Annotated in this window: 13 protein-coding genes; 5 read left to right on the forward strand and 8 right to left on the reverse strand. The window is 62.5% G+C overall.

Annotated elements, in window-relative coordinates; translation table 11 throughout:
• Positions 1-3 precede the first annotated feature (3 nt).
• Positions 4-1509, forward strand: a complete 1506-nt coding sequence (gene ppx / locus AB8A23_RS18695; RefSeq protein WP_089263969.1) for an exopolyphosphatase — start codon at positions 4-6, stop codon at positions 1507-1509.
• Between the two features lie 138 nt (positions 1510-1647).
• Complete coding sequence (locus AB8A23_RS18700) at positions 1648-1941, forward strand: hypothetical protein (RefSeq protein WP_089263970.1); 294 nt, start codon at positions 1648-1650, stop codon at positions 1939-1941.
• Between the two features lie 94 nt (positions 1942-2035).
• Here AB8A23_RS18700 and rnd read toward each other — a convergent pair whose 3' ends face one another.
• From rnd to AB8A23_RS18720, 4 genes are all read right to left on the reverse strand, one after another.
• Positions 2036-3184, reverse strand: coding sequence for a ribonuclease D (gene rnd, locus AB8A23_RS18705; protein WP_184517371.1), 1149 nt, complete (start codon positions 3182-3184; stop codon positions 2036-2038).
• A gap of 101 nt (positions 3185-3285) precedes the next feature.
• On the reverse strand, positions 3286-4761 hold the full coding sequence (locus AB8A23_RS18710; RefSeq protein ID WP_439058595.1) for a protein adenylyltransferase SelO: 1476 nt from the start codon (positions 4759-4761) through the stop codon (positions 3286-3288).
• 50 nt (positions 4762-4811) lie between these two features.
• Positions 4812-6491: a methyl-accepting chemotaxis protein gene (locus AB8A23_RS18715; protein ID WP_439058594.1), complete on the reverse strand. Its 1680-nt coding sequence runs from the start codon at positions 6489-6491 to the stop codon at positions 4812-4814.
• A gap of 154 nt (positions 6492-6645) precedes the next feature.
• Positions 6646-7131 carry a hypothetical protein gene (locus AB8A23_RS18720; protein ID WP_439060589.1) on the reverse strand — a complete coding sequence of 162 codons (486 nt, stop codon included), beginning with the start codon at positions 7129-7131 and terminating at the stop codon, positions 6646-6648.
• Here AB8A23_RS18720 and aspS point away from each other — a divergent pair.
• The 3 genes from aspS (at position 7048) to AB8A23_RS18735 (ending at position 11802) form a co-directional block, all read left to right on the forward strand.
• A complete protein-coding gene (aspS, locus tag AB8A23_RS18725; protein ID WP_439060500.1) occupies positions 7048-8772 on the forward strand; it encodes an aspartate--tRNA ligase in 1725 nt (574 codons plus the stop codon). The genes AB8A23_RS18720 and aspS overlap by 84 nt on opposite strands.
• 67 nt (positions 8773-8839) lie before the next feature.
• On the forward strand, positions 8840-11149 hold the full coding sequence (locus tag AB8A23_RS18730; protein WP_089263974.1) for an NADP-dependent malic enzyme: 2310 nt from the start codon (positions 8840-8842) through the stop codon (positions 11147-11149).
• Between the two features lie 197 nt (positions 11150-11346).
• Entirely contained in the window at positions 11347-11802 is a 456-nt protein-coding gene (locus tag AB8A23_RS18735) for a DoxX family protein (RefSeq protein WP_439058593.1), read from the forward strand.
• A 7-nt stretch (positions 11803-11809) separates the two neighbouring features.
• Here the strand turns inward: AB8A23_RS18735 and AB8A23_RS18740 are convergent, their stop codons facing one another.
• From AB8A23_RS18740 to AB8A23_RS18755, 4 genes are all read right to left on the reverse strand, one after another.
• Positions 11810-12367: a dihydrofolate reductase family protein gene (locus AB8A23_RS18740; RefSeq protein WP_439058592.1), complete on the reverse strand. Its 558-nt coding sequence runs from the start codon at positions 12365-12367 to the stop codon at positions 11810-11812.
• Between the two features lie 22 nt (positions 12368-12389).
• Positions 12390-13334 carry a polysaccharide deacetylase family protein gene (locus AB8A23_RS18745; protein ID WP_439058591.1) on the reverse strand — a complete coding sequence of 315 codons (945 nt, stop codon included), beginning with the start codon at positions 13332-13334 and terminating at the stop codon, positions 12390-12392.
• A gap of 163 nt (positions 13335-13497) precedes the next feature.
• Positions 13498-14073 (reverse strand): glutathione peroxidase, encoded by a 576-nt coding sequence (locus tag AB8A23_RS18750; protein ID WP_439060499.1) that lies wholly within the window; start codon positions 14071-14073, stop codon positions 13498-13500.
• A 97-nt stretch (positions 14074-14170) separates the two neighbouring features.
• Complete coding sequence (locus tag AB8A23_RS18755) at positions 14171-15799, reverse strand: L,D-transpeptidase (protein ID WP_439058590.1); 1629 nt, start codon at positions 15797-15799, stop codon at positions 14171-14173.
• Positions 15800-15886: the final 87 nt, after the last annotated feature.

The following is a 15886-nucleotide window of genomic DNA, read 5'->3' on the forward strand; positions in this document are numbered from 1 at the left end:
AACGTGGTAGCGCGTGCCAATCAACGCGCGACCAGCGTCGCCGTCATCGATATTGGCTCCAACTCGGTGCGTCTCGTTGTCTACGAGTCGCTGACGCGAAGCCTTGTCACGCTCTTCAATGAAAAGGCGCTGTGCGGTCTCGGCCGCGAAGTGCAGAGCACCGGGTTGCTGGCCAAGGACGCTGTCGATAAGGCGCTGACGGCGCTGCGGCGCTTCCGTGCGCTGTGCAGGGTCATGAAGGTCGGTCGCGTCTACGCCATCGCGACCGCTGCGGCGCGCGATGCGAGCAATGGACCTGCCTTTATCACAGCAGCCGAGAAAATCTGCGGCTGCGAGATCCAGATCATATCGGGGCCGCGCGAAGCGAAGCTCTCAGCGCTGGGCGTGATTTCGGGCGTGCACAAGCCGGATGGCCTGGTTGGCGATCTCGGGGGCGGCTCGCTCGAACTGATCGATGTCAAAGGCAATGCGGTCCGGCAGGGCGTGACGCTGCCGCTCGGCAGTCTCGCATTGCAGGATGCCTCACAGAAATCACCAAAGAAGGCGGAGCGCATCGTCAGGCTGGCGCTGGCTGACGTCGCGCAGCTCAAGGCGGGCGTAGGTCGCAATTTCTATGCGGTCGGCGGCACCTGGCGTGCATTGGCGCGGCTGCACATCATCCAGAGCGGCTATCCGCTACGTGTGATGCATGGCTATTCGATCCCGGCCACCGAAGCGCTCGATTTCGTGCGCCGCTTGCGCCGGCTCGCAACAGCCAACATTCTTGCCAACATCGAAGCCATAGCCGAACAGCGCCAGCCGCTGCTGGTCTACGCGGCGCTCGTGCTCGAATATGTCATTCGCACCGCCAAGCCGAAGACTATCGTGTTCTCGACCTATGGCGTCCGTGAAGGCTTGCTGTACGAAATGCTGCCGCAAGCGCAGCGCATGCAAGATGGTCTGGTCGGCGCCGCGCAGACCATGAACGAGTTGCTGTCGCGTTCGGCCCGCCACGCGCAGGAGCTGAGCGACTGGAGTGATCGGTTCGCCCGTGTCGCCAAGCTCAAAGAAACCGACGAGGATCGTCGGCTACGCCGGGTGGCGTGTCTGTTGTCCGATATCGGCTGGCGGGTCCATCCGGATCATCGCGGCGAGCAGACGCTCAGTTTGATCACGAACGGCAATTTCGGCTCGGTCGATCATCACGGTCGCGCATTCCTCGCGCTCTGTGTGTACTACCGCTACGCAGGATTCGGCGCCGAGAACGAGCCCCCGGATCTGGTCCGTGCGCTTGTCTCGCCGGCACAGGTCGAACGCGCCCGTTTGCTCGGCGCGTTGTTCAGGGTCGCGCATCTCATTTCGGCGGCGCGGCCGGGCGTGCTGCCCGCCACGCATTTCGCCACCAAGGATCGCAAGATGATGCTCGTCTTCGAGCATCGCATGGTCGATCTCGTCGCCGACCGCGTCGGCAGCCGCTTCAAGCAGCTCGCACGATTAGTGGGGAAGTCCGGGACGATCGTCAGGCGATAGCCGCCGTCGCTCATTCTGAATGACACTACTGATTGCACCGCGGCGTGACTCTCGGTTTCCGTGCGTATACTATTTTCCGGTGCGGCCGTTTTGGTCCACGCGGCAAGTACATACGATTTCCGGACCGGGAGAGTCGAAATGTCAGCCCTTCTGATCAACCTTATCGTTCAACTGATTGGCGGCGCGATTGGCGGAAATGTTGCCGGCGGTGCATCGAAGTCTGTCGATCTTGGTACAATCGGCAACACGATCGCAGGTGCAATAGGTGGCGGCGTTGGCGGTCAAATTCTCGGAATGCTGATTCCTATGCTTTCAAACGCATCGGCGACCACCGATATCGGTTCGCTGATCGGTCAGGTGGCCGGAGGCGGTGTCGCGGGTGCGGTGCTGACGGCAATCGTCGGAGCCATCAAGAACAGATCGGCGGCGTAAAGCGATCGTCATTGCGTCTCGCAGGGCGAGGTCTGGTACGCCCCGTCCTGCTGTTTGCGGCAGGCAATTAGAACGCTACCTTGGACGACGCAGCCTACGCACGATCCACCCGGATCACCCGGCCTTTTTCCATCGCCAATGCAAGGCGGCCATGCTTGAGCGCCAGGGCGGCCTCGCCGAACAACTCACGCCGCCAGCCGTGCAGGGCGCCGACATCGGCATTGTCGTCGGTGGCGATCTGCTCCAGATCGTCGACGGTGGCGATGACCTTGCTGGCGACGGCGTGACGCTCAGAGGTCATGCGCAGCAACACCTTCAGCAGTTCGACGGTGGCCGCGCCATTTGAATTGCCGCGCGGCTTCTCGATCTTCGGCAATGTGTTGGGGTCGCGGGCGATGCCACGCTGGACGGCGGCGACAATGTCGCTGCCCCACTTGGAGCGATCAAAACCCTTCGGCAGCGAACGCAGATTGGCAAGCTTCTCCAGTGAGGTCGGCGCGTGGGTCGCGATATCGCCGACGGCATCGTCCTTCAGCACGCGCGAGCGCGGTACATCGCGGCTCTGTGCTTCCTGTTCGCGCCAGGCAGCGACTTCCATCAGCACCGCGAGCTCTTTCGGCTTGCGGACGCGGGTCTTCAGCCGTTCCCAGGCGCGCTCGGGATGGAAATCATAGGTCTTTGGCGAGGTGAGAATTTCCATTTCCTCGCTGACCCAGTCGCTGCGGTCGCGCTTCTTCAGATCGGCATCGAGCTTGGCGAACACGTCGCGCAGATGGGTGACGTCGGAGACGGCGTAGTGCAACTGCTCTTCGGTCAGCGGACGGCGCGACCAATCGGTAAAGCGGTGGGTCTTGTCGGGGCGGTGGCCGGTGACGCGTTCGACGAGTTGGTCATAGGCAATGCTGTCGCCGTAGCCGAGCACCATGGCTGCGACCTGGGTGTCGAAGATCGGATGCGGCACCACGCCGGCGCGGTGCACGATGATTTCGATGTCCTGCCGCGCGGCATGGAAGACCTTCAGCACGGCCTCGTTGGCCATCAGGTCGAAGAACGACGTGAGGTCGATGCCCTCGGCAAGCGTGTCGATCACCACCGCGTCTTCCGCGCTGGCCATCTGGACCACGCAGAGCAGCGGGTAATAAGTGGTCTCGCGGAGGAATTCCGTATCGACCGTAATGACGGGGTGCTTGGCAAGTCGCTCGCAGGCGGCGGTCAGCTGGGCAGTGGTCGTGATCAGTTCCATGGACGGTCCATAACGCTTTTGCCAAGGCGTTCGGCCGAAAAACCTGTTGAGTCAAGGTGTTTCGGGCAGATTGGAGGTCTGCTCCGATAGAATGAGGGTGTTTAGGTGCCGCAGAAGGTCTTCAGTACGCGCTGATCCGGCTCCGGCGGCTCGGCGTAATCCGCCATCTCCGGTTGATCTTCATAGGGTTTCGCCAGCACGGCCAGCAATTTCTCGAACGGCACGTAGTCGTCGGCCAGCGCCGCCTGGATCACCGCCTCGACGCGATGATTGCGGGGGATGAAGGCTGGATTGATCGTCTGCATGGCCTGATGGCGGGTACCGGCGTCCTGCGACTCCCGGCCGAGTCGTGCCCGCCAGTTCACGGCCCAGGCGTCAAACGCCGTCGGATCGATGAACAGCCCGCGGACGGCTTCGTCGCTGTCTGCGTCAACCGCGGCGGCGCCGAGGCGGCGGAAGGTCAGGGTGAAATCGGCCTGATTGGCGGTCATGGCGGTCAGCAGATCCTGCGCCAATGCGGCATCGTCCGGCTGGCTGGTGAACAGCCCGAGCTTTCGGCGGAGACCGGCCTGATAGGCCGTGTCGAAAATATCGGAGAATTCGCCCAATGCGGCCTGCGCAATCTCGATGGCGGTCTTCTCGTCGCTGTCGATCAGCGGCAGCAGCGTCTCGGCGAAGCGCGTGAGATTCCACAGCGCGATGCGCGGCTGGTTCGCATAAGCGTAGCGGCCCATCTCGTCGATCGAGCTGTATACCGTCGCGGGATCGTAGGCGTCCATGAAGGCGCAGGGGCCGTAATCGATGGTCTCGCCGGATACCGAGCAGTTGTCGGTGTTCATCACACCATGGATGAAGCCGACATGTAGCCAGCGTGCGACAAGTTCGGCCTGACGGCGGATCACCGCATCGAGCAGCGCGCGAACCGGATGTTCGGCTTCGGCTGCGTCGGGATAGTGCCGGGCGATCACATGATCGGCGAGTTGTTTCACTCCGGCGATATCCTCGCGCGCGGCAAAAAACTGGAAGGTGCCGACGCGGATGTGGCTTGAGGCGACGCGCGTCAGCACCGCACCCGGCAGCATCGTCTCACGCTGAACCCGTTCGCCTGTGAGGACGGCAGCAAGGGAGCGCGTTGTGGGAATGCCCAGGGCCGCCATGGCTTCGCTGACGATATATTCCCGGATCACTGGACCAAGCGCAGCACGGCCATCGCCGCGGCGCGAGAAGGGTGTCGGACCGGAACCCTTGAGCTGGATGTCGCGGCGCACGCCGTCGCGGTCAATGACCTCGCCGAGCAGGATCGCGCGCCCGTCGCCGAGCTGCGCCACGAAATGTCCGAACTGATGTCCGGCATAGGCCATCGCGAGGGGATCGGCGCCATCGGGCACGCGTTTGCCGGCGAGGACCTCGACGCCTTCGGGACTGGCCAGCCAGTCAGGATCGATGCGGAGTTGGTCGGCCAGCGCGCGGTTCAGCTTAATCAGCCTCGGCGCTGTCACCGGCGTCGGTGCAACGCGGGCGAAGAAATTCGCGGGCAGGGCGGCATAGCTGTTGTCGAACGGGAAGTGGACTGTCATGGCCCCAAGATGGGGGGCCACGACGTGTTAGGCAACCGCTGAAAGCGGTCTCAGGCGGCGCGAACCGTGTCGAGGAACCGGTCGACTTCATCCTTCAGGCGATTGCTTTCGAGCGACAGCGACTGCGCTGCGGCCAGCACCTGGGTCGATGCGGAGCCAGTCTCGCTGGCGCCGCGATTGACCTCGGTGACCTCGCTGGCGACCTGGGTGCTGAGCTGGGCCGACTGCTGGACATTGCGCGCGATTTCCTGTGTCGCTGCGCCCTGTTCCTCGACCGCCGCTGCGATAGCCGACGAGACTTCGGAAATCAGCGTGATGGTCGAGCCGATCTCCTTGATGGTCTCGATCGTCTCGGCACTGGCCGCCTGCATGCCGGCGATCTGCATGCTGATTTCGTCAGTGGCCTTGGCGGTCTGCGACGCCAGCGCCTTCACCTCGGCGGCGACAACAGCGAAACCGCGGCCGGCGTCACCGGCGCGCGCGGCCTCGATGGTGGCGTTGAGCGCCAGCAGGTTGGTCTGTTCGGCAACGGCGGTGATGAGCTTCACGACGTCATCGATGCGTGCAGTGGCCTGCGTGAGTTTGACAATGCTTTCATTGGTCTTCTCGGCCTGCAGCACGGCGGTCGAAGCGATACGGTTCGATTCATGAACCTGGCGGCCGATTTCATTCACGGACGAGGTGATTTCTTCCGTTGCCGCGGCCACCGACTGAACGTTGCTCGACACCGTATGCGATGCAGACGCTGCAGAGCCCGACAGCGTCATGGTGATATCCGACGTGCGGGTCAGCGTGGTGGCAGAGGCTTCGAGTTCGGTCGAGGCGGATGAAAGCGAACCAACCAGCTCGCTGATCATCGACTCGAAGTTGCTGGTCGCCTTGGTGATGGTTTCCGCACGGGCGGCCTTGATGGCGGCCTCGGCACCGGCAGCCTGATCCGCGACACGCTTGGCGATGAGGGCGTCCTTGAAGATCTGCAACGCGCTGGCGATACGGCCGATCTCGGTGCTTTCGCCCTGATGAGGAATGACGGCCTCCAACTGACCATCGGTCAGCTGGCCCATCGGCTTCAGGATCGAGGCGATGCCGCCGGAGATGTCGCGCACCAGATACATGGCAGCGCCGAGGCCGAGCACGACCGAGGCGCCGAGGATGATGACCATCATCCAGATGGCGTTGGCATAGGTTGCGTTGGCATTGCTGCCGGCCACTTCGGCGCCCTTGTCGTTCAACTCGACGAGCTTGGCCAATGTGCCGTCCATGGCGCGGCCGGTCGGAACGACCTTCTTGGCGTTGATCTCTTTGGCTGCCGCCACGTCGCCCTTGTTGGCGAGGGCCTGGACGTCGTTGCCGGCGGCGATGAAGGCCTTCCATTCCGCGTCAAGCTTATCGGCCAGTTCGCGTTCGGCTGGCGACGATACCAGCGGGGCGTAGGCCTTCGCGGCCTTGTCGAAGTCAGACTTGCGGGCGGCGAGGTTCTTGTCGACATCCGGACGGTCGGCATCGGCCACGATCAGGTGGTCGCGCAGCACAGCGCGATACCGCGCCGACTGAACGCGCATCTCACCGATCCAGCGGACGCTCGGGAGCCATTGCGTCTGGATATCCTGGGTCGCTGCGTTGATGGCTCGCATCTGCATGAAGGCGAGGGTGCCGATGCCCGCGATCACGACGAAAAGAAAAGCAACAATGACAAACAGCTTGGTACTGATCGAATATCTGGCGAGCACGAACATATTCCTCGGCGGTTCTAAGGCTGCGACGCCGGTCAGCCGAAATGGCGGCTGCCTTGGGTTGCGGCAGGGCAAGAAGCAGCAAGTTCCAGTTGAATCACCTGCCTTCAAAACGGGCTGGGGTTCACGGCAAGACAGTGAATGGTGGTCGTCAACGTTCAGTAAATTTTGACACAAATACCGCTTTAAGTAGTTGAATCTGGTGCTGAAATACCGACGTGACGTATCCGGTGCCGATGGTGCTTGACCCGAGGTAGATGGTTATTGCGTGTGCAATCATGTAGTTCCCGCGTTGCGGGAGGTTTTCCGATCGCTCGATTGCATTTGGAAATGGTCGTCCGAAATTCATCGGTCGGAGGCCTCCGGTGATGCAGTCGCGGCCCGCAAATTCGGGCGATCTGATCGCCGAGCTTTGGTTGCCGCGTCGGATGCGGTCGGGTAAACCCTGCGCTTCGCGCTTGATCGCGATCCCGATTCCGCCCTCTGACGTATTTCCAGGATACCCATGCATCGCTACCGGTCTCACACCTGCGGCGCGCTCCGCGACAGCCATATCGACCAGACCGTTCGCCTGTCGGGGTGGTGCCATCGTATCCGCGACCATGGCGGCGTGCTCTTCATCGATCTGCGCGACCATTACGGCCTGACCCAATGTGTCGCCGACCCGGACTCGCCGGCATTCAAGGTCGCCGAGACGCTGCGTTCGGAATGGGTCGTGAAGATCGACGGCAAGGTGCGTCGTCGTCCCGGCGGCACCGAGAATGCCGAACTGCCCACCGGCGATGTCGAGATCTATATCGATGCCATCGAGGTGCTCGGCCCTGCGGCCGAATTGCCGCTGCCGGTGTTCGGCGATCAGGACTATCCGGAAGACATCCGGCTGAAATATCGCTTCCTCGACCTGCGTCGCGAGAAGCTGCACCAGAACATCATGACCCGCGGCGCCATCGTCGACTCGATGCGCAAGCGGATGAAGGAGCAGGGCTTCTTCGAATTCCAGACGCCCATCCTCACCGCGTCGTCGCCGGAAGGCGCGCGCGACTTCCTGGTGCCGTCGCGCATCCATCCCGGCAAGTTCTACGCGCTGCCGCAGGCACCGCAGCAGTACAAGCAGCTGCTGATGATGTCGGGCTTCGACCGCTACTTCCAGATCGCGCCATGTTTCCGCGACGAGGATCCGCGCGCCGATCGTCTGCCGGGCGAGTTCTACCAGCTCGATCTCGAAATGAGCTTTGTCGAACAGGAAGACGTGTTCGCGGCGGTGCAGCCGGTCATCACCGGCGTGTTCGAGGAGTTCGCCAAGGGCAAGCCGGTCAACAAGGACTGGCCGAAGATCCCTTACGCGGAGTCGCTCCGCAAATACGGCACCGACAAGCCGGACCTGCGCAACCCGATCGAGATGCAGAACACGGCAGAGCACTTCCGCGGCTCCGGCTTCAAGGTGTTCGCGCGCATGCTCGAAGACGACAAGAATCAGGTCTGGGCGATCCCCGGTCCCGGCGGCGGCAGCCGTGCATTTTGCGACCGCATGAATTCCTGGGCGCAGGGCGAAGGCCAGCCGGGCCTCGGTTACATCATGTGGCGCGAGGGCGGTGAGGGTGCAGGCCCGCTCGCCAACAACATCGGACCGGAGCGTACCGAAGCGATCCGTCAGCAGCTCGGCCTGAAGGCCGGCGATGCCGCGTTCTTCGTCGCGGGCGATCCCGAGAAATTCTACAAGTTCGCCGGTCTCGCACGCACCAAGGTCGGCGAAGAGCTGAACCTGATCGACAAGGAGCGCTTTGCGCTGGCCTGGATCGTCGATTTCCCGATGTACGAGTACAACGAGGACGACAAGAAGGTCGACTTCTCGCACAACCCGTTCTCGATGCCGCAGGGTGGCATGGATGCGCTGGTCGGGCAGGATCCGCTGACCATCAAGGCCTTCCAGTACGACATCACCTGCAACGGCTACGAGATCGCGTCGGGCGGCATCCGTAATCACAAGCCAGAAGCCATGGTGAAGGCATTCGAGATCGCCGGCTATGGCGAGGAGACGGTGGTCGAGCGCTTTGGCGGCATGTATCGCGCCTTCCAGTACGGCGCACCGCCTCATGGCGGTATGGCGGCAGGCGTCGATCGTATCGTGATGCTGCTCTGCGGTACGAACAACCTGCGCGAGATCTCGCTCTTCCCGATGAACCAGCGTGCTGAAGATTTGTTGATGGGCGCGCCGTCAGAGGCTTCGCCGAAGCAGTTGCGTGAAGCGCATATCCGTCTCAATCTGCAGGACAAGTAGTCCGGCAAACCAACAAGAAGAAACGCCCTTCTACCTAACTTTTGTTTTATGACGCGCGGGAGCACGCATGTCTTCTTCATCTTCTGACGATCTCTCGCGCGCGGCGCTTGCCTATCACCGCCTTCCCAAGCCGGGTAAGCTCGAAATCCAGGCTACCAAGCCGCTTGCCAACCAGCGCGATCTGGCGCTGGCCTATTCGCCGGGCGTGGCGGCGCCGTGTCTCGCGATTGCTGCCGACCCCAATGAAGCGGCGTCGCTGACCTCGCGCGCCAATCTCGTGGCTGTCGTCTCCAACGGCACGGCCGTGCTTGGTCTCGGCAATATCGGTCCGCTGGCCTCGAAGCCGGTGATGGAAGGCAAGGCGGTCCTCTTCAAGAAATTCGCCGGCATCGACGTGTTCGACATCGAAATCGCCGCCGACACCATCGAGCGCGTGGTCGAGGTCGTCTCGGCGCTGGAGCCGACCTTCGGTGGTATCAACCTTGAGGACATCAAGGGTCCGGAATGTTTCGAGATCGAGGCGCAGCTTAAAGAGCGCATGAAGATCCCGGTGTTTCACGACGATCAGCATGGCACCGCCATCATCGTCGGCGCCGCAATCAAGAATGCGCTGCTGCTCAACGGCAAGAACATCAAGAACGTCAAGATCGTCTGCTCGGGTGCTGGCGCTGCGGCGATCGCCTGTCTCAATCTTCTGGTGTCGCTGGGCGCGCAGAAGAAAAACATCTGGGTCTGCGATATCGACGGTGTCGTGCATGAGGGCCGCAACACCCTGATGGATCGCTGGAAGGCGGTCTATGCGCAGAAGACCGATGCGCGCGTGCTGGGCGATGTCATCGCCGGCGCCGATATTTTCTTGGGCGTCTCCGCTCCGGGCGTGCTGAAGCCCGAGATGGTCAAGGCGATGGCAGACAAGCCGCTGGTGATGGCGCTAGCCAATCCGACGCCGGAGATCATGCCGGACGAAGCGCGCAAGGCGCGCCCGGATGCGATGATCTGCACCGGCCGGTCGGACTTTCCGAACCAGGTCAACAACGTCCTTTGTTTCCCGTTCATCTTCCGCGGCGCACTCGATTGCGGGGCGACGGCCATCAATGAGGCGATGAAGATCGCCGCCGTCGATGCCATCGCGCAGCTTGCGCAAGACCCGCCGTCGGATGCTGTGACCGCCGGCTTCGACAACGAGACCCAGGGCTTCGGTCCGGGGTCGCTGATCCCGAGCCCGTTCGATCCACGCCTGATCCTGCGCATCGCGCCGGCCGTCGCCAAGGCGGCGATGGAATCGGGCGTGGCCTCGCGCCCGATCGCCAATTTCGAGGAATACACCGCAGGTCTCGAGCGTTTCGCATTCCGCTCCGGTCTGGTGATGAAGCCGGTCTTCGCGAAGGCAAAGACCCAGCCGGTGCGCGTGATCTATGCCGAAGGCGAAGACGAGCGCGTGCTGCGCGCCGTGCAGGTGGTGCTGGAAGAGAAGCTGGCGCGTCCGATCCTCGTTGGCCGTCCGTCGGTCGTCGAAGCCCGCATCAAGCGGTTTGGTCTGGCGATCCAGGCCGGCCAGGATTTCGACCTGATCAATCCCGAGGACGATCCGCGTTATCGCTCTTACGTGCAGTCCTATATCGACGTGGCCGGCCGTCGCGGCGTGACGCCGGATGCGGCGCGCACGGTCGTCCGCACCAATGCGACGGTGATCGCCGCGCTCGCCGTGATCCGCGGCGAGGCGGATGCAATGATCTGCGGCGTCGAAGGCCGCTACATGAGCCATCTGCGCCATGTGCGTGAGATCATCGGCTTCCTGCCGGGCGTCAGCGATTTTGCAGCGCTGTCGCTGATGATCACCAGCAAGGGTGCGCACTTCATCGCCGATACGCAGGTGCGTCCGAATCCGAGCGCGGAAGAACTCGCGGAAATCGCGGCGCTCGCTGCCAACCACGTGCAGCGCTTCGCCATGAAGCCGAAGATCGCTTTCGTGTCGCATTCTGACTTTGGCAGTTACGATACGGACTCTTCGCGCAAGATGCGCCGCGCCGCAGCATTGCTGCGTGAGAAGCATCCGGAAATCGAGTCCGATGGCGAAATGCAGGGCGACACCGCGCTGTCGGAAGCGGCCCGCAAGATCGTGCTGCCGCATTCGAAACTCGAAGGCTCGGCGAATGTCCTCATCATGCCGACGCTCGATGCCGCCAATGTCGCTTATCAGATGATCAAGACGCTGGCGGATGCGCTCCCGGTCGGCCCGATCTTGATCGGCCCGGCGCGTCCGGCGCATATCCTGACGCCGGGGGTGACAGCGCGTGGTATCCTCAACATGACGGCGGTGGCCGCCGTTGAGGCGCAGGAGCGGGCTGGGCGTCCGCAGGCGAGCCTGTTCGGCTAGCGCGTTCAGTCAGCCTCGCGCTGGCTGGATGCTGCCCGGCTATTGCGCTTTTGGATAGTTCGCCGATCTGAAAGACATCGCGACAAATGGATGACGCCAACGAGGTCATCCATTTGTTCGTTTGAAAAATGTGATGGAATGATCATACTCGTCACGTATTTCGACAAGTATTCATTGCAGTCCAGCGAGGCCGACAAATGCCAGCGTTTATTACTTTCGGGCGCATTCTCTTTGCCGTGATCTTCATTGCGTCCGGCGCATCCAAGTTTCTCGACCTCAGCGCAACTGCGGATGCAATCGCGAACAAGGTTATCCCGACGATCCCCGCAGTCGTGACGCCCTATGCGACGCAGCTCGAAGGGCTGGCGGGCATGGAACTGAAGCAGATTCTCGCAATCGCCATTGCAACACTGGAACTGGTCGGCGGTATTCTCGTCGCGCTGAATCTGGGCGCGCGCTTCTTCGCCCTGGTGCTGGTGCTGTTCGTGATGGCCGCAACGTTCTACTTCCACGACTTCTGGAACCTGACAGGCCCTGAGGCCAAGAACCAGATGATCCACGCGCTGAAGAACCTGTCGCTGATCGGCGGCCTCTTCATGATCGCCGGTATCGGCCGCAGCGCGCGGCTGCCGGGCGGCTACAACGAAGTGTAGTTGTCGTTCAGGACACCCGCCGCCAGGCCGTTACTGCGACTTCACGCGCGGCGTCGAGGAGCTGGACCTCGCTCGCTTGTAGGCCGTGACTGGAGAGAATGTCCTGCGGTGATCGTTCGGGGACGCCGGGGAAGCATCCCTCGCCGCCGGGCAGACGGACATGCGGCGCCTGCGACAGCCAAAACACGTCGATGCGATCAAAGAACATCTCGAATACGCTGGGGCCGCCGATGACGGCGACGGTGCCGGCATGAACGCCAGCATGTGCGCAAGCGTCTTCGAAAGATGCGCCGGCCGGATTCCACAGCGTGGCTTTGTTGTTTTCGGGATCGGGGCCTAGGGCAGCGATGCTGCGGCTGACGATGATGCGCTTGCGCTTCGGTGAGTTCGGCTGATCCTCGAACGAATGCCTGCCGTGCACGATCAGGTCGGCACGGTCGAGACCTGCGGTGAAAAAGGCGAGGTCGCCGGGAAATTTGAGGGTATCGGGCATCACGCCACTGGCGTCGGCGAGCATGCCGTCCGCCGAGACGATGACGTAGCCGTTAAAACGAAATGCGGGCATCAGGGGCGTCGACGCGTCCTCATTATTCCGAGATCGTCTGGACGACGCTGTTCACAGGACGGCTGCTGACCGTCGGCAGTTTGGCGTCCTTGACGATCGCTTCATCATAGGACGCGATGGTCTGCACGGGCGCTTTGGCACGCATATGCACGACCTTGTAGCCACCGGCCTTGAGCTTGCGCAGCAGGGTCGGCAGCGCTTCGGCGGTATGCTTCTGGAAGTCGTGCATCAGGATGATACCCTTGCCGAGCTTGTCGAGCTTGGTCATCACATTGGTGATGACCTGTTCGGACTTGCGCGTCTTGAAGTCGAACGAGTCGATGTCACAGGAGAAGATCGCCATGTTGCGCGTGCCGAGATAGGTCACGATTTCCGGCGGGTGCTGCAGCGCCGGAGCGCGGAAGAACGGTGCGGGGGCTGAGCCGAGTGCCCACTTCACCGCGCTGAAGCCTTTCTCGATTTCATCGATGCGCTGCTGCTGGGTCAGTTTCTTGTTGGTCAGCGCGATATGAGCCCAGGTGTGTCCGCCGACGGTATGGCCGGCCGCAGCGACCTGCTTGAGCACCTCCGGATAATAGGTGGCGTGCTTGCCGATCGGGAAGAACACCGCCTTGACGCATTCGTCGGCGAGCGTCTTCAACACAGTCGGCGTTGTGGTCTGCCATGGACCATCATCGAAGGTCAGCACCACTTCCTTGTCGCGCAGGAAGTCGAGCTGCTTGAAATGTTCGAAGCCGAAGCCCGGACCGCCCGTCGTGTCGATCTCGACCACACGGCTGACGCCGAGCGCATCGGGATTGGCGCAGGTCGATTTGGCGGGAGCAGGTGCAGCCGCGGGCGCCGGTGGCGGCGCGGGCGTTGCCGCGGGGGCGGGCGCTGGGGCTCCGGCTTTGGGTGCCTGCGCCTGTGCGCCTGCTGCCCACAATGAAATAGCGCTCGCAAAAATCAGACCTGCCGCACTGCGCATCACGTCCCCCTTGACCTGCGACCAGCGTCGTCAGCGAGGTGGTCGGGCTGATCCAGATGGTCGTGATCGCAATTCTAGCGCGATTTCAGGCGGTCCCGCTATGGCAACGGACCTTATCCCCAGTCAGCTCCCCAGTCAGCGCCTGGCTTCGATATTGAACCGCTCAAGCCGCGGTTAGGGCGCGTCCGACGGCGGTCTTGATGCGTGTGTCGGTCGGTTCGAATTCGGATGCAAAGGAGTCGATGAGGTAGCCATCGCGTCCGACCAGATATTTGTGAAAGTTCCACCGCGGCAGGTCGCGCGGCCGTGTCTCTGCCGCCCATTTGTAGAACGGGTGTGCGTTCGGTCCCTTCACGACTGTCTTGGCGGCCATCGGGAAGCCGATACCGAAATGTCCCTCGGTAATCTCGGCGATCTCCTTGGCGCCCCCCGGCTCCTGTCCACCGAAGTCATTGGAGGGCACGCCGACGATCATCAAGCCGCGCTCGCGGAATTCGGTCCACAGTGTCTGAAGCCCGGCATATTGCGGGGTGAAGCCGCATTGCGAGGCGGTGTTGACCACCATGATCGGGCGGCCGGCATAGTCGGCAAGTTTGATGTCGCCACCCTTGAGGCCGGGAAACGCGAAGCCATAGGCGGTCATGCGGCTCACGGCGCCTTGCGCCGAGGCGTGACGCGCGACCGCCACGGCACTTGCCGCGCCCAATACCGTTGTCAGTATCTGCCTGCGATTGATCATCGCCATTCGTCGTAGCCCAGCCTGTTTCGCGAGCAGAGTAGCGTTATCTCCGAGATGACGCACTCAACAAGCTGTTACAAGGCCGGAGTGAACGAGGCTAGCGCAGCGGCACCACGAATTCAGTGCCCTGGCCGGTCTCGCCGCCGGCGGCAATGCCCTGATCGGACACCACGATGGAGCCGCCACTCGCGAGCGCTTCGGTGATCTGGGCCATCGCGTCCGCAGGGATCGTCAGGCGGTCGAGCGCCTCTGCGGCGCTGTTTGGCAGAGGACGGGTTTTCACTTCAACGGCGCCAGTGGATTTGCGGCGACGCGAAACATTGTCGTCCTCGTCGGCGCGACGCGGGACGGCAGGCAGCGAGACTGCGGTCCAGTGAAATGCCTTGGCATCATCCTTGTCGGTGCGGGCGGTAAAGATGTGAGTGCCGAGCGGGCGATCGCTGGGCTTGATGGCGATCGGCGTCTCGAACAGCGGCGCGAAATTCTGCCGCACATAGAGCTTGCCGTCCTTGCCGCTGACCAGCACGGCAATCTGGCCGGATCGCTTTGGCGTCGCATCGGCGGCAGGTGCCGCAGGCATCTCGGCCTTGGCTGAATCGGCGGGGCGCGTTTCGTCCTTCTTGACGTCGGGCACACTGGCGACGGCCGGTGCGACGTCAGCTTTTGCGATTTCCGCCTTCGGTGCTTCCGTCTTGGCAGGTTCAAGCTTGGCTGGTGCTTCCGCGACGGTCTCTGCCGATTTGACCTCGGGGGTCGGCAATTCGACGACCTTGGCGATCGCGGCGTCGAGATCGCGGCGCGTCATGATTTCGGGCTCTGCGGCCTTAACGGCGGTTTCGACCTTTGCAGGTGTGGCGTCCGACATCACAGTCGCAGGCGCCGGTTTTGTCATCGCATTGCTGGCATCGGCGGTCTGGGTCTTGTCCTGAGTCTTGGTGCGGTCGGCGGCGGATGGCCTCAGACCGAGGTCTTGGAGCTTCGCATCTGCCGATGCCTTATCAGCCTTTGGCGATGTCTGGACGTCTTGAGGCGCCGCTGCCGCGACCGGACCCGGCGCGATTTTCTGAGCGGCGAGCAGCGGATGCGAAATTTCCGCAGGAGAGATTTCACCGGGCGCGATGATCACGCGGGCGCCCATGCGGGTCCAGCCCCAGATCTTGGTCGCAAAGGCCATCGGCATGCGGATGCAGCCGTGGGACGCCGGATAGCCTGGCAGCGCGCCGGCATGCAAAGCAATGCCCGACCAGGTGATGCGCTGCATGTAGGGCATCGGCGCGCCGCTATAGATGTTGGAGCGGTGCCATTTGTTCTTCTGGATGATGCTGAACACGCCCATGGGCGTCGAATGGCCGCGCATGCCGGTCGAGACCGGTGTTTCCGCGAACAGGCCATTGGCGTCGAATACCCGCAGGGACTGTCGCTCGATCGAGATGGCGATCACCAGCGGGCCGACCGGCTTTGCGTGTTCCTTGACCTGCTTCTCGAGCTTGGCGCCAAGGCGCTTCAGCTTTTTCTGGCGCTGCTGCGGTTGCGGCGCCGGCGGTTCGATCTCCCGCATGATCATTGGATTTTCGTCGGTCCAGAACACCGCCGCATCGGCAGGCGCCGCCACGGTCATGCCGGCCATGGCGACGAGTGCGATCCGCAGGAAGCTGCCGGAAAAGAATGTGCTGCCCAGAAAGCGGCTCTTGTCCGTTGATCCCCGCGACAATTGAAATGCACTCACGTCCAATATCCTCGAATCCATCTGAAAACATTAGTCTCGCAGGCGCGAGATGGGTTCACCAGCATGAGTGATCTGGCTACCGCTGAG

It is taken from the genome of Tardiphaga sp. 619_E2_N8_4 (assembly GCF_051810905.1).
In the GTDB taxonomy this organism is placed as follows: Bacteria; Pseudomonadota; Alphaproteobacteria; order Rhizobiales; family Xanthobacteraceae; genus Tardiphaga; species Tardiphaga robiniae.

Bases quoted from the DNA above. Each gene is read 5' to 3' on its own strand.
- AB8A23_RS18700 (WP_089263970.1), top strand. From the start codon at position 1,648: ATGTCAGCCCTTCTGATCAACCTTATCGTTCAACTGATTGGCGGCGCG.
- rnd (WP_184517371.1), bottom strand. From the start codon at position 3,184: ATGGAACTGATCACGACCACTGCCCAGCTGACCGCCGCCTGCGAGCGA.
- AB8A23_RS18710 (WP_439058595.1), bottom strand. From the start codon at position 4,761: ATGACAGTCCACTTCCCGTTCGACAACAGCTATGCCGCCCTGCCCGCG.
- AB8A23_RS18720 (WP_439060589.1), bottom strand. From the start codon at position 7,131: ATGGTCGCGCAGATCGATGAAGAGCACGCCGCCATGGTCGCGGATACG.
- AB8A23_RS18730 (WP_089263974.1), top strand. From the start codon at position 8,840: ATGTCTTCTTCATCTTCTGACGATCTCTCGCGCGCGGCGCTTGCCTAT.
- AB8A23_RS18735 (WP_439058593.1), top strand. From the start codon at position 11,347: ATGCCAGCGTTTATTACTTTCGGGCGCATTCTCTTTGCCGTGATCTTC.
- AB8A23_RS18740 (WP_439058592.1), bottom strand. From the start codon at position 12,367: ATGCCCGCATTTCGTTTTAACGGCTACGTCATCGTCTCGGCGGACGGC.
- AB8A23_RS18745 (WP_439058591.1), bottom strand. From the start codon at position 13,334: ATGCGCAGTGCGGCAGGTCTGATTTTTGCGAGCGCTATTTCATTGTGG.
- AB8A23_RS18750 (WP_439060499.1), bottom strand. From the start codon at position 14,073: ATGATCAATCGCAGGCAGATACTGACAACGGTATTGGGCGCGGCAAGT.